Raw genomic sequence first — 13631 nt, forward strand, 5'->3', positions numbered from 1 at the left:
ATGATTGGTCTAGGTATTTTCGTTCGTTTTTTACCCCCTTTCATCCTTTTTTGGCTATAGTTTATTAACTTTTAGCAAAATCTTCTAAATTTATCGTAATATATCAAGGATTTTGTCCTTTTTAGCAATTATTTGTTAAAATATGGAAAAGAGATTTTTTTATATATGGAGGAAATGAACGCTTATGAAAATTTTAGTTGCAGATGATGATAAAGAAATTGTAGAACTATTGAGTATTTATATTCATAATGAAGGATACGAAGTCGTGAAAGCTTATGATGGAAAAGAAGCATTATCCAAATTGCACACAACACCAGATATCGATTTATTAATCTTGGACATTATGATGCCAATCATGGATGGAATGGAAGTAGTGAAAGAACTTCGAAAAGAATCGCAAATTCCAATTATTATGTTAACAGCAAAAACAACCGATATGGATAAAATCAAAGGCTTAGTTGCTGGTGCAGACGATTATGTCACCAAGCCTTTTAATCCTTTAGAAGTAATGGCTCGGGTGAAGTCTATTTTACGTAGAAGCCAAATGCAATTAACCAAAGAAGAACCCGATGAATTAGAAGTCGGCCCATTAATGATTAATAAGGACTCTCACGAAGTCAAAACAATAGAAGGAAAAGAAATTCAATTAACTGCTCTTGAGTTTGGTATCCTCTATCTATTAGCTAGTCATCCAAATCGTGTGTTTAGTGCGGATGAAATTTTTGAGCGTGTGTGGCAACAAGAAAGTATTGTTTCTGCTAAAACCGTGATGGTTCACGTCAGTCATTTAAGAGATAAGATTGAAGAAGCAACTGGTGGAGAAAAAGTCATTCAAACAGTGTGGGGAGTTGGATATAAAATCGATGCTCGTTAAACCTAAAAAGATTGAAAAACAAAAACGAATTACCTTAACTTCTAAAGAAATCAGCGAGTTATTAGCAGAAGCAATTGTGACAATTGTTTTATTACTACTATTAAATGTCTCAATTATGTTCCTTTTAGGACAACTACTTAGTGAAAACTCGCCCTTAGCTGGTGTCATCTGGGCCACTAAGGATGCGGTCGCTAAAGAATTAAATACTGATTTGTTTTGGAGCTGGAATAAATTTGTCTTACCCATTTTCTTTTTAGTAGATGCAGCTGTTCTCTATTGGCGCTTAATTCGTCGCTACCATCAAATGCAATTGCGTCATATTATCAGTGAGTTACATTACATCGCTGATGGTAATTACAATCACCGCATTCCGTTTGAATTAAGTGGTGATTTAGCAAAAGTCGTGACGAGTATTAACGGTCTAGTGGATAGTACTGTCGCAGCCATTGAAGATGAACGGCGAATTGAAAAATCAAAAGATGAATTAATTACGAATGTCAGTCATGATATTCGAACACCGTTAACTTCTATTATTGGTTATCTGGGATTGATTGAAGATCGTCAATTTCATAGCCAAGAAGATTTACTGAAATATACGCATACCGCTTACGTCAAAGCGAAACAAATGAAATTATTAGTTGATGATCTTTTTGAATATACAAAAGTCCGTCAACCAAGTGTACCGATTCATACGACGACTTTTGATATGGCACAATTAATTGAACAGCTTGCTGCCGATTTTGAATTGGAAGCGAAAAAGATTAATATGCAAATCCAAGTAAAAGCCAATCCAGCTTCTTTAATGATGGAAGGCGATACGGAAAAACTAGTCCGAGTCTTTAACAACCTTCTTTCAAACGCTTTGAAATATGGCAAAGGCGGCCATCATATTGTGATGGAAGTAGACAAAGTCGGCACCGAAGCAATTATTGCTGTTCGCAATGATGGACCAGCTATCCCTAAACATTCTTTAGATCAGTTGTTTGACCGCTTCTATCGTGTCGAAGAATCCCGATCACAAGAAACGGGTGGTACTGGTTTAGGTCTGGCTATTGCACAAAGTATTGTCGCTTTACATGGTGGATATATTTATGCGAAGTCTGATCAAAAGTGGACCTCCTTTATTATTCATCTACCCTTACAGCGTACCAATAAGAAATCAGAGAGTTAATTGACATCCCTGAACTTTTTCGGTATTCTATAGAAAAGAGAAAACTAAGAGAAAAAGTATTTATGGCACTGAATTCCAGAGAGTTTGCGGGGGTGCGAGCAAACATTCATCTATAAAGAAGTCCGTCTCTTCCAGGTGTCCAGCGAAATAAGTTGGAACGGTCTGCAGCCGTTATCTGCAAATCAAGGGCAGTAACATTACTGAACTTGGGTGGTACCGCGAGATTTCCAGTCATTTCGTCCCAAGAATATTTATTTTTGGGGTGAGATGGCTTTTTTGTTGTTTTCTACAACAGTTATTATTGATTATGTACTAATTTTAAGGAGGAAAAAATATGTTAGATGTAAAAATGATGCGTCAAAATTTTGACGAAGTAAAAGCAAAGCTACAAACCCGTGGCGTGAAAGAAGAAATCTTAGTGGAATTTCTGCGTTTAGATGAAAGTCGCCGTGATTTATTAGTCAAAGTCGAAGAAATGAAAAAATACCGGAATGATGTGTCTGCTGAAATTGCTCAATTAAAACGGAACAAAGAAGATGCAACGGCCAAAATCGCGGAAATGAAAGAAGTCGGCGGCAATATTAAAGCGTTAGATGCAGAAATTAACGCTATTGACGAAGAGCTACGTGGGATCACAACTACTTTACCGAACTTGCCAGATGATTCTGTGCCTGTTGGTGCTGGTGAAGAAGAAAATGTAGAAGTACGTCGTTGGAGTGAACCAAGAACTTTTGCTTTTGAACCAAAACCACACTGGGAAGTCGCTGAAAACTTAGGCATTCTAGATTTTGAACGTGGTGCCAAAGTAGCTGGTAGCCGTTTTGTTTATTACAAAGGCTTAGGTGCTCGCTTAGAACGTGCGTTATACAACTTCATGTTAGATTTACATGTTTATGAACATGGCTATACAGAAATGATTACGCCTTATATCGTTAATGACACCGCCATGTTCGGGACTGGCCAATTTCCTAAATTTAAAGAAGATGTCTTCCAATTACAAGATACGGATTTAACGTTAATTCCAACGGCGGAAGTCCCTTTAACCAATTACTACAACAATGAAATTTTAGATGGCAAGGATTTACCGATTTACTTTACGGCCTTGAGCCCTTCTTTCCGTTCTGAAGCTGGTAGCGCTGGTCGTGACACACGTGGGTTAATTCGTTTACACCAATTTAATAAAGTCGAAATGGTTAAATTTAGTGATGCAGAGCATTCTTATGAGGAATTAGAAAAAATGACGAATAATGCCGAAGAAATTCTGCAAAAACTGGGATTACCTTACCGTGTCATGGCTCTTTCAACAGGTGACATGGGCTTCTCAGCTGCGAAAACTTATGACTTGGAAGTTTGGATTCCTGCTCAAGAAACGTACCGTGAAATCAGTTCATGCTCAAACTGTGAAGATTTCCAAGCGCGCCGTGCGATGATTCGTTACCGTGATGAAAATGATAAAGTCCAATATGCGCATACACTCAACGGTTCTGGTTTAGCCGTAGGACGGACAGTCGCTGCTATTTTAGAAAACTACCAAAACGAAGATGGCTCTGTGACTGTACCAGAAGTCCTAGTTCCTTACATGGGTAACCTAACAGTTATTAAATAAAGGGAAGATGAAGGTCGTTGTCTGATATCAGATAACGGCTTTTATTCTATAGGAAAAGGAGCCTGTAACAAAAATCCAAAGTGATTTTTGTTACAGGCTTAAAAATTGATAAACGGCGGAAACAGAAGCAAATCCTTCATTCTACAGAAAAAGAGGCAGACGTCGAAATGACGTCTGCCTCTTTTAAATTTTAAAAAAATCAGCTTTTATTTTATTGAACAGAATAGTTTGGTGCTTCTTTTGTGATTTGAACGTCATGTGGATGTGATTCTTTCAATCCGTTACCACTCATTTGAACAAATTGTGCTTCTTCACGCAACGCTTTCAGGTCCGCTGCACCGACGTAACCCATCCCTGATTTCAAGCCACCGATTAATTGGAAGACAATATCAGAAACGCTTCCTTTGTAGGCAACACGTCCTTCAATTCCTTCTGGTACTAATTTGTTTGCTTCATTGACACTTCCTTGGAAGTAGCGATCACTTGATCCTTTTTCCATTGCGCCCAATGAGCCCATGCCACGGTAAGTTTTGAAACGACGGCCTTGATAAATTTCAAATTCGCCTGGAGATTCATCAGTACCAGCTAACATACTTCCTAGCATTACAGCGTGTCCACCAGCAGCTAAGGCTTTCACGATATCACCAGAATATTTAATACCGCCATCAGCGATAATTGCTTTACCATATTCTCTAGCCACAGAAGCAGCATCATAAATCGCTGTTAATTGAGGAACACCAACACCTGCAACGACACGTGTTGTACAAATTGAACCAGGTCCAATACCAACTTTAACAACATCAACGCCGACATCATACAATGCTTTGGTTGCTTCAGCAGTGGCAACATTACCAGCAATTAATGTTGCTTCAGGGAACGTTTCACGAATTTCTTTAATTTTGCGAATAACGCCGGCACTATGGCCATGTGCAGTATCGATAACAATCGCATCCGCACCTGCTTCTAATAATGCTTCCGCACGTTCGAACGTATCACTAGTGACACCGACTGCTGCCGCCACAAGTAAACGACCATGTTCGTCTTTGGCAGCATTTGGGAATTCAATCACTTTTTCAATGTCTTTAATTGTAATTAAGCCACTTAAGCGACCTGCTTCATCAACGATTGGTAATTTTTCGATTTTATGTTTTTGTAAGATTTTTTCTGCATCTTTTAAAGATGTGCCAACTGGCGCAGTGACTAAATGATCTTTTGTCATGACTTCTTCGATTTTGATTTGGTAGTCCGTTACAAAACGCATATCACGGTTTGTAATAATTCCGACTAATTTACGGTTTTCCATTGTTTCTACAATTGGCACACCGCTAATACGGTAACGACTCATTAATTCTTCTGCATCCGCTACTAAGTTTGTTGGTGTTAGAAAGAATGGATCAATGATAACGCCGCTTTCAGAACGTTTGACTTTACGTACTTCGTCTGCTTGTTGGGCGACAGTCATATTTTTATGTACGACACCTAGTCCACCTTGACGAGCCATCGCAATTGCCATATTACTATCTGTAACAGTATCCATACTGGCACTCATCAATGGAATATTTAACTTGATATTTTTAGCTAATTGTACACTCATGTCTACATCATTTGGTAAGACATGGCTTTCTGCAGGGATTAATAGCACATCATCAAATGTAAGACCTTTTTTCGCAAATTTTGTTTCCCAATTTGACATTTTTTTGTCCACTCCTCGACTTAATTTTATATATGAAAATAACAGATAATACTAAGGAAGTCAACTAGATTTGTTTAAATAATCAATGAGGAATAAAGGACAAAACGCCAAAATCGGTTTGTCCTTTATTCAACTCTTCCTAATTAAGGTCCTACTTTCATCGTTGTTCTTTTATCTTGTGTTTCTTTTTTTGTTGTAAAAATCGGCTAAATCCAAAACCGCCGACAGAAAGCAAGGTAATCATTGTCCCTATTTTTTGCACTTTTGTTCTTTGGTAACGGATGTCGACATGTCCTGTACCAGATAAAGAAAGAGCGGCTAAGCCTCCTTGATTGGTTAGGCTCATTTTTTTAGCGCCCGTTTGGTTTTTCATTTGAATCGTGGCTTGATAGCCTAAGTAATAAATAAAAGGAACGGTCACCTTCGCTGATTGCTTCACCACTTGGTAGTCAAATGAAATTTTCCCATAAGGCATTCTAACATTTGTAATGGTTACTTGTTCTGCCGAATAATCAAGTGGTCGTTTTTTCTGTTTCAATAATTCCTGATAATTGATTTCATCTGGCAAATATTCATGGCCCGCACCGATATAAAAAGGGGCTGGCTGCTCATACTCAGCTTTTGTTAACAGGCGGCCTTGTTGTGACTGAATACTTTGATATTGATAAATGCCTAAATTGCTGATGGCAAGGAAAACCAACAAAGCCACGGTCCAAGATTTACGGAAAACGCCCCATTCGTCTTGTGCAATGAAAAAAGCGAGCATTACAGAAAGAATCCCTAAAAACCGCCAAGGAAACTGAATTGTATTTAAAGGCGTGTGGTTCAGCAAGTGCCAAGGAAAAAGCGTGGTAACCATCAATAAGAGTACCAGCGTCAAACCAATAAACCGTTTGTTCTGAATTTTTTTGCTGGCAAGCGAAACCACTGCTACAACAAGCCCCACAAACAAAAGGGTTCCTAGATTCGCTGTTTTCGCGTGAAAAACACTGCTCTTTAAACTATTAATGAAAAGAGAAACAATAGGATAACTTCTTTCGGAAATATAAGTGAGTGGATTGGACGTAACTTTAAACACTTGATTTTTCATTTGTTCAGCAACTGGTAAAAGATAAAAGGCCAGCCAAAGCAGTGTCAGACCTGCAGCCTTCGCTAATGCCCACAGGACCTCCTTTTTAAAAAACTGCTGCCAATAAAACAGAATGTATAACCCAATCCAAATAGAAACCATTTCAATAGAAATAAAGTGAGCCAACCCAATCCCAGTCATCGCCAGCGTTAACAACGGCCAACATTTCGTGGTTCCCTTTCGTAATAAAAACAGGCTCGCTAAGACCAACGGAAAAAAACTTAGCGCCAAAAATTCTCCTAACGCTTGGCGATTAAACAAGTCTTGCATGCGGTAAATAGATAAGCCATACAAAATGGCAAAGAGATAGCTTCTTTTTTTAGAGAGCGCCATTAATCGGCCTGCATAATAAGTAAGACTAAATGTTGCCAAGTTTACCGCAAACACAAAAATCGCCATACTAGCGACAAAGGAAAGCCCCAGAACACGCAAAAGCGCAGGCAAATAAAGATACGCATCTGGATAAAACAAACTAGAGGCATAGCCATAGCCTCCCAAGAAAAAATAATTGATTTTAGGAAACCAGTCGTTGTTTTTAATTGCTAATGCGAGACCTTCCACCCGATTTTGATGAAAGCGGAAATCACTTGCTCGTAAAAAATTCTCTTGAAAATAGACAAAATAAAGAGAAAGTCCACTTAATAAGAGAAAACTAATAAAAATGAGTAGCCGCTCGTGTTGACGGCACCAAGACTTCACTTGTTGTCCCATAAGAGGCTCCTTTCTTTAGCAAACTTCTGAAAACAGAAGCCTGGGACACTAGTTTTTTCGACTAATCCCCCAGGCTTTAACTGTTAAAACGCTCTATTGAGAGAGCGACTTTGCTTGTTGCAGTTTCTGCGTCAGCCGAGCGCATTCACAATTGAGCGCGCGCCGTTTATTGACGTGTCATGAAACTACCTTGAATATTGTATTTTTTCTTGAAGAAATAGCGTGCTACAAAGGCTAACGCACCGATTACTAAAGCAATCATCGGATCTAAGATGGGATTGATCACTGGTGGCAGCATCGCTGAACCGGCGAAAACTGCAATCCACAAGAACATCCCACCAAATAGAATGGCGGTCGTTTTTAACCAACCAGGACGTTTGCTTTTGTCGCCACCTTGACGATCAAAACGGTAAACATATTTGTGCATTAGATAGAAAACATAACCCCCAGCCATCGCACCTAAGATATATGTGGTTAATCCGAGAGGCTGTGCGGTTCCTTTTGAAAATAGAGACATCGCCGCTAACATGATTGTTAATAAACCAAGCAATAGTAAGGTATTGTCGAGCCAAATCATCCAGCCCGCTGGTTCTTTGACTTCTGCTGGTTTATTTAAAATTGCTTCCGTCCGTTCTGAAACAGTGCCAAATAACTGACGGGCTGTTTTGCCTGTTTTTTGACCGGCTACTAATTCTGGCAAAATACCGTGTAGAGCCAATGCTAGCTCTTCTTCAGATAAATTAGCCGCTTTTAATGATTTTTTTAAGTCAAAAATGTATTGTTCATTTCTTTTAGTCAAATTCTGTTCTAATTGACGATTCTCAGCCACGATTGCTCGTAATGCTTCTGCTTCCATAGTTGTATCCTCCTCACCCTCATGTAGAGGGAACCTCTTTCTAAACGGCTGAATGGCCTTAAATATGTGGGCTTAGCCCAAAACAAATTGCTTGTTGGGCATGGGTCTTTTCTTAAACGTTAAAACGGAACAACATAACATCGCCATCTTGAACGACGTAGTCTTTTCCTTCTAAACGAACACGGCCCGCTTCTTTGGCAGCTTGCATATTGCCATATTTATCTAGGTCTTCATAAGAAACAGTTTCCGCACGAATGAAGCCTCGTTCAAAATCACTGTGGATAATCCCAGCTGCTTGAGGTGCCTTGATTCCCTTACGGAACGTCCACGCACGAACTTCTTGTTCACCAGCTGTAAAGTAGGTAGCTAAGCCTAACAAATCGTAAGCCGCACGAATCAATTGATCTAAGCCAGATTGTTCAATACCCATTGCTTCTAAAAATTCAGCCTTGTCTTCTTCAGAATCCAATTCAGCAATTTCTTCTTCTGCTCGCGCACTAACCACGATTACTTCCGCATTTTCACTGGTTGCAAAATTACGAACTTGTTGTACATACTCGTTGTTGTCTGGATCCGCCACTTCATCTTCTGAAACATTTGCTACATAAAGGACCGGCTTTGTGGTTAATAAGAAAAGAGATTTAACAATTTTCTCTTCTTCTGGCGTAAATTCAATCGTACGAGCAGATAAACCTTCTTCTAAAACTGGTTTAATTTTGTCTAAAACAGCTAATTCTTCCACCGCTTCTTTATCTTTTGCTTTCGCCATTTTAGCCACGCGAGTATAGCGCTTATTGATTGAATCTAAATCTGCTAAAATTAGCTCTAAATTAATTGTATCAATGTCTGCTAAAGGATCAACGAAATCCGCATCCCGATTTTGTTCACGCATGATATTTTCGTCATCAAAACAACGAACCACGTGACAGATCGCATCTACTTGGCGAATGTGACTTAAAAACTGATTTCCCAGCCCTTCTCCTTTGCTGGCACCTTTAACAATTCCAGCGATGTCTGTAAATTCAAACGTTGTGGGAACTGTTTTTTTCGGTTTTACTAGTTCTGTCAAGCGTTGTAAACGGGCATCTGGTACTTCAACCATGCCGACGTTCGGATCAATCGTTGCAAAGGGATAATTTGCAGCTTCTGCTCCTGCTTTTGTAATTGCGTTAAATAGGGTCGATTTACCAACGTTTGGTAAGCCGACAATTCCAGCTGTTAGTGCCATTTGTTTTCCACTCTTTCTCTCAGTCTATTCTCTTTTCTATTAGAGGCATCAAAGCATTAGTCTGCTTTTTTCTCGATTACTTTTTTTAATTTTTTAGTAAAATCACGACGCGGCATCATGACAATATGCCCGCAATTCGTGCACTTGATTTTGATATCAGCGCCCATGCGAATGATTTGCCAACGATTTGCTTGGCAAGCATGCGGCTTTTTCATTTCGACAATATCGCCTAAATCATACATGTTCCAAGCCTTCTTTCTTCTCTTACTTATATAAAAATACCATGATTACAATACCATTTTTTAACGAAACTAGCAAAAGGATTTGTGACTTTCTATCTTACTTTCTCACCTTGCTTCTTATTCCTCGTCAAAATGAATATCTAAAATATCTAAAATCCTAGCCAAATCCGAAGAGGACAAGTACTCAATTTCAATTTTTCCTTTGCCTTCTTTTTCTTGAATTGCTACGGTTGTCCCAAATTTATCCATTAAACGGTCTTCACTTTCACGAATATAAATGGGTTTTTCTTTGATGGCTTTTTTCGCTTTTTTGCCCTTTTTGCCTTGTGTTTCGTTTAATTCAGCGACAAGTTGTTCTAATTGTCGAACCGTTAAATTGTCTTTAATACAACGATTAGCTAATGGTAATAGCTGTTCTTTGTTCTTCAAGCCTAATAACGTCCGTGCTTGACCCATTGACATGCTTTGTTTTTGAACCATTGCTTTGACCGCATCTGGTAAGGTTAGCAACCGTAAATAATTGGCAATATACGGGCGACTTTTTCCTAAACGTTCTGCGACTTCCGCTTGTGTTAATTTCAAATTTTTCATTAGCATTTCATAGGCTTCTGCTTCTTCTAGCGGATTTAAATCTTCCCTTTGTAAGTTTTCCAAAACAGCAACTTGCATCATGGATTCTTCATCAAATTCGCGAATAATTGCAGGAATTTTTTCTTTGCCGGCTAATTTAGAAGCCCGGAACCGACGCTCACCTGCAATAATTTCATAGCCTTTAACTGCCGATTTACGGACAATAATCGGTTGAAACACACCGGAATGTAGAATCGAGTTTGCAAGTTCTTGTAAAGAGGTTTCATCAAATGTTTTCCGCGGTTGGTAAGGATTGGGACGAAGTTCGTTTAATAGAATTTCTGTCACTTGTTCGTTCTTAACGTCGACATCTTCTAGCTTTGCGATATCTTGAAACAAGGCATCGATGCCTCTGCCTAAACCTTTGCCTTTATTCATTCTCCAACACTTCCTTTGCTAGTGCTTGATACACTTCGGCACCTTTTGAGCGAATATCATAGTCAATGATTGGTAAACCATGACTTGGTGCTTCGGATAAACGGACATTTCTTGGAATAATCGTGTCATAGACTTTTTCACGGAAATATTTACGGACTTCTTCCACGACTTCGGCACCTAAATTGGTCCGAGCATCGTACATGGTTAACAAGACCCCTTCAATTTTCAATTCAGGGTTAAAATGTTTTTGAACCAAGCGAATCGTATTTAGCAATTGACTCAAGCCTTCTAATGCGTAATATTCACATTGAACAGGAATTAGAATCGAATCACTTGCTGTAAAAGCATTGATTGTTAAATGCCCTAGAGAAGGCGGGCAATCAATTAAAACGAAATCATACATGTCTCTTACTTCATCAATTGCTAATTTCAAGCGCGATTCTCGAGCCATCATTGAAGTTAATTCAATTTCGGCGCCTGCTAATTGAATAGTTGCAGGGACAATATCTAAATTTTCACGGCTGGTATGTTGAACCACGCTAGTGATTGGTTCTTCATTTACAAGGACATCATACACATCGTGTGCGACATCTGGTTTAGGGACACCCATGCCACTGGTAGCATTTCCTTGTGCATCAATGTCGATCAGTAAGACTTTTTTGCCTAAGTTTGCTAAACATGCGCCTAAATTTACAGTGGTCGTTGTTTTACCAACGCCGCCTTTTTGGTTCGCTACAGAAATAATTCGTGTCATGTGTGTGCCTCCATCTTATTTAATCGGTTGTTTATTTGGTAATCCAGGTTTTCTGGGATATTTTTTAGGGGTTTCTTTTTTCTTTTGAATCACGACAATGTGGCGTTCGTCTGCCGTAATCGGCAAAGTAAAACCAACTTCTTTTTGAAATTGACCGCCTAATGTAGCGATTGCAGGTTTTGCTTCATTAATTTCTTCTTCACTTTTCGATGCTTTTAAGGCTAAAAAATAGCCTTCTTTTTTAACTAAGGGTAAACACAGTTCACTTAAAACATTCAACCGTGCAACTGCTCGCGCTGTAACGTAATCAAACGCGCCACGAAATTCTGCTTTTTGACCAAATGTTTCTGCACGATCATGATACAAAGAAACATTAGCCAAACCTAGTTGATTCACCAACTCTGTTAGGAAAGTAATTCGTTTATTTAAAGAGTCAACAATTGTGACATTTAATGAAGGAAAAACAATTTTCAAAGGAATACTTGGAAATCCTGCGCCTGCGCCAACATCACAAATGGCTTTGTCACTGGCAAAATCTTCAAAGAATGCCAACGAAACAGAATCATAGAAATGTTTCAAATAAACTTCTTTTTCTTCTGTAATGGCTGTTAAATTCATTTTTTCATTCCATTCTACTAATAAATGGAAATATTGGTCAAATTGTGTCATCTGTTGGTCTGTCAATTCAATGCCTTTTGCGGCTAATAGTTGTCTAAATTCTTCGGGTAGCATAAAGACTCCTTCCTTTTTTGTGAAACAGAAAAATGTTTCACAATCATCTTTTCCTACTTTAACGCAAATAGCAATTTCTTGCAATGCTTTTCGGAAGACTTTTGCCTGAATGATAAAAGAAAAATCCGCCTTTTTATGTGGTAAAAAGTCTCTAGCCATGGGCCAAAATGTTCAATTGGCGGCAACGAAAACCGCCTTTCTCTAAGATTAAAACAAGCCAATGTTTCATGTGAAACATTGGCTTGTTTTACTTACTATAATCATCGCACTTTATTTGTCGTTCTCTGCGGTAGTCGTATTCTTGGATACGGGGACTTAACCAACCTTTTTTGGCTGTTTTTCGTAATTGATGATCAAATCTCCCTGGTGGTGAACTATCTAGTAATTCATGGGTACGATTATTCCGATTTGCATAATTAAACGATTCACCATTCAAGACTTTTTCCTGGTATTCACTGTTTTTGGCTGCTTGATAATAGGCTGGATTACTAATTAATCTGCCTCGCCAGTCCTCAACTAACACATCCCACTGGGTTACAAAGGTCCCTTCTTCATTCAAAATAAACTCACTGTGAAAATTAGGCGTCAATCGTTTCTTATTAATTAAAGAATAAGATGCCCCCTCAGGGTATTTGTTATGCAAACGAGCAGAGCTTTTTTTCAGTTTTCGCCCGCCCATTCCTTGCGGCTTGGCCGCAAAAACATAACGTTTTAATGCCTGTTCATCGGTGTCCCCTTCTTGTTTAAAAAAATCGCGGATATACGTAATATTTTGACGATCAATATACATTCTCAATTGATGTATCTTTTTCGCTTTCTCTTGATTAAAGCTCCCAAGAAGACCTAACGGATAGGCTTTTTGAACTGTTTTTGCCAGTAAGTGCCAAAACGTCGCATGCGGTGCAATCGTCTTCGAGAAACGATAAGGTCCTACTAATTGCAACATGCCATGCTGATCCAACACTGCACCTAATTGCCATAAAAGTAACGAGAGCTTTTCTTGCGGACGATAAGCTGAAAAGCGAAATAATCGCTCATACGCTGAAGAGCCCACTTCTTCCACTTCAGAAAACAGTTCCGCGACTGCTGTTTTCGCTTGCTTAAGTGGCAAGAAACGCGTGTCTTTTATGGCGCTTTCCACTAATCCATAAACAGCTTGGCGGTCCCAGCCAGCGTCAATCGCCGCCTCTACACCAGCACTCATTGCTTGTTGTAATTCTTGCCAACGTCCCATCTTCTCGCCGCCTTTTTCTATATACTTCTTCTATAATGATAATCCTTTCCCCGCAAAATGCCAACTGCTTTAACGCAAAAAAAACAACCCGCCCTTTGGGGAAGGGCGGGCGGAGGAGTTAAAAAATGAAAAAGTGTTTTGTTAGGGTTTTGTTTATCGGGTATGTTTAAATAATAGCCGTTAAATGTGAAGAAACTATGGTAAAAATGCGCCTTCTTTTCAACAAAATTTTGAAAAAGTCTCTTCAGAAATTAAGATTTTTTTGCGAAGTTGTATACTTTCTACCTCCATTCGATATATTATATATTTAATATCCATAAAATCACAAAATAAATATACATAATAATGAATATTTATTCAACAATTGATAATCTAACAAAAAAAGCGAGTGAT

At 38.8% G+C, this 13631-nt stretch carries 12 protein-coding genes and 1 other annotated feature; of the genes, 3 read left to right on the forward strand and 9 right to left on the reverse strand.

Annotated elements, in window-relative coordinates:
* The first annotated feature begins 184 nt into the window (after window positions 1-184).
* The 3 genes from AB3I72_RS13540 to serS all read left to right on the forward strand — a co-directional run bounded on the left by AB3I72_RS13540 (window position 185) and on the right by serS (window position 3651).
* Window positions 185-874, forward strand: a complete 690-nt coding sequence (locus AB3I72_RS13540) for a response regulator transcription factor (RefSeq protein ID WP_002355963.1) — start codon at window positions 185-187, stop codon at window positions 872-874.
* On the forward strand, window positions 864-2045 hold the full coding sequence (locus tag AB3I72_RS13545; protein WP_002363566.1) for a cell wall metabolism sensor histidine kinase WalK: 1182 nt from the start codon (window positions 864-866) through the stop codon (window positions 2043-2045). The genes AB3I72_RS13540 and AB3I72_RS13545 overlap by 11 nt, the downstream gene beginning before the upstream one ends.
* Before the next feature lie 38 nt (window positions 2046-2083).
* Window positions 2084-2292, forward strand: a binding site (T-box leader).
* 87 nt (window positions 2293-2379) lie between these two features.
* Window positions 2380-3651 (forward strand): serine--tRNA ligase, encoded by a 1272-nt coding sequence (gene serS, locus AB3I72_RS13550; protein ID WP_002355965.1) that lies wholly within the window; start codon window positions 2380-2382, stop codon window positions 3649-3651.
* A 211-nt stretch (window positions 3652-3862) separates the two neighbouring features.
* Here serS and guaB read toward each other — a convergent pair whose 3' ends face one another.
* The 9 genes from guaB to AB3I72_RS13595 form a co-directional block, all read right to left on the reverse strand.
* Complete coding sequence (gene guaB, locus AB3I72_RS13555; protein ID WP_002355966.1) at window positions 3863-5344, reverse strand: IMP dehydrogenase; 1482 nt, start codon at window positions 5342-5344, stop codon at window positions 3863-3865.
* Window positions 5345-5501: 157 nt separating this feature from the next.
* The gene (locus AB3I72_RS13560) at window positions 5502-7184 is read right to left on the reverse strand and encodes a 6-pyruvoyl-tetrahydropterin synthase-related protein (protein ID WP_002419194.1); all 1683 of its coding nucleotides are present in this window, start codon (window positions 7182-7184) and stop codon (window positions 5502-5504) included.
* Between the two features lie 166 nt (window positions 7185-7350).
* Entirely contained in the window at window positions 7351-8040 is a 690-nt protein-coding gene (locus tag AB3I72_RS13565; protein ID WP_002363563.1) for a DUF1129 domain-containing protein, read from the reverse strand.
* 112 nt (window positions 8041-8152) lie between these two features.
* The gene (gene ychF / locus AB3I72_RS13570) at window positions 8153-9268 is read right to left on the reverse strand and encodes a redox-regulated ATPase YchF (protein WP_002355971.1); all 1116 of its coding nucleotides are present in this window, start codon (window positions 9266-9268) and stop codon (window positions 8153-8155) included.
* 56 nt (window positions 9269-9324) lie between these two features.
* Window positions 9325-9510 carry a DUF951 domain-containing protein gene (locus AB3I72_RS13575; RefSeq protein WP_002355974.1) on the reverse strand — a complete coding sequence of 62 codons (186 nt, stop codon included), beginning with the start codon at window positions 9508-9510 and terminating at the stop codon, window positions 9325-9327.
* A gap of 117 nt (window positions 9511-9627) precedes the next feature.
* Entirely contained in the window at window positions 9628-10518 is an 891-nt protein-coding gene (locus AB3I72_RS13580; protein ID WP_002355975.1) for a ParB/RepB/Spo0J family partition protein, read from the reverse strand.
* Window positions 10511-11272: a ParA family protein gene (locus AB3I72_RS13585; RefSeq protein ID WP_002355976.1), complete on the reverse strand. Its 762-nt coding sequence runs from the start codon at window positions 11270-11272 to the stop codon at window positions 10511-10513. Before AB3I72_RS13585 ends, AB3I72_RS13580 begins: the two co-directional genes overlap by 8 nt.
* A gap of 15 nt (window positions 11273-11287) precedes the next feature.
* On the reverse strand, window positions 11288-12004 hold the full coding sequence (rsmG, locus tag AB3I72_RS13590; RefSeq protein ID WP_002355977.1) for a 16S rRNA (guanine(527)-N(7))-methyltransferase RsmG: 717 nt from the start codon (window positions 12002-12004) through the stop codon (window positions 11288-11290).
* Between the two features lie 247 nt (window positions 12005-12251).
* Complete coding sequence (locus AB3I72_RS13595) at window positions 12252-13238, reverse strand: DUF3114 domain-containing protein (protein ID WP_016614337.1); 987 nt, start codon at window positions 13236-13238, stop codon at window positions 12252-12254.
* Between the last annotated feature and the right edge of the window lie 393 nt (window positions 13239-13631).

Source organism: Enterococcus sp. GC34, from assembly GCF_040886645.1.
Classification (GTDB): domain Bacteria; phylum Bacillota; class Bacilli; order Lactobacillales; family Enterococcaceae; genus Enterococcus; species Enterococcus faecalis.

Excerpts from the sequence above, each read along its gene's own strand:
- guaB (WP_002355966.1), bottom strand. The coding sequence starts at position 5,344 with ATGTCAAATTGGGAAACAAAATTTGCGAAAAAAGGTCTTACATTTGAT.
- AB3I72_RS13580 (WP_002355975.1), bottom strand. The coding sequence starts at position 10,518 with ATGAATAAAGGCAAAGGTTTAGGCAGAGGCATCGATGCCTTGTTTCAA.
- rsmG (WP_002355977.1), bottom strand. The coding sequence starts at position 12,004 with ATGCTACCCGAAGAATTTAGACAACTATTAGCCGCAAAAGGCATTGAA.
- AB3I72_RS13565 (WP_002363563.1), bottom strand. The coding sequence starts at position 8,040 with ATGGAAGCAGAAGCATTACGAGCAATCGTGGCTGAGAATCGTCAATTA.
- AB3I72_RS13540 (WP_002355963.1), top strand. The coding sequence starts at position 185 with ATGAAAATTTTAGTTGCAGATGATGATAAAGAAATTGTAGAACTATTG.
- serS (WP_002355965.1), top strand. The coding sequence starts at position 2,380 with ATGTTAGATGTAAAAATGATGCGTCAAAATTTTGACGAAGTAAAAGCA.
- AB3I72_RS13560 (WP_002419194.1), bottom strand. The coding sequence starts at position 7,184 with ATGGGACAACAAGTGAAGTCTTGGTGCCGTCAACACGAGCGGCTACTC.
- AB3I72_RS13575 (WP_002355974.1), bottom strand. The coding sequence starts at position 9,510 with ATGTATGATTTAGGCGATATTGTCGAAATGAAAAAGCCGCATGCTTGC.
- AB3I72_RS13595 (WP_016614337.1), bottom strand. The coding sequence starts at position 13,238 with ATGGGACGTTGGCAAGAATTACAACAAGCAATGAGTGCTGGTGTAGAG.
- AB3I72_RS13545 (WP_002363566.1), top strand. The coding sequence starts at position 864 with ATGCTCGTTAAACCTAAAAAGATTGAAAAACAAAAACGAATTACCTTA.
- AB3I72_RS13585 (WP_002355976.1), bottom strand. The coding sequence starts at position 11,272 with ATGACACGAATTATTTCTGTAGCGAACCAAAAAGGCGGCGTTGGTAAA.
- ychF (WP_002355971.1), bottom strand. The coding sequence starts at position 9,268 with ATGGCACTAACAGCTGGAATTGTCGGCTTACCAAACGTTGGTAAATCG.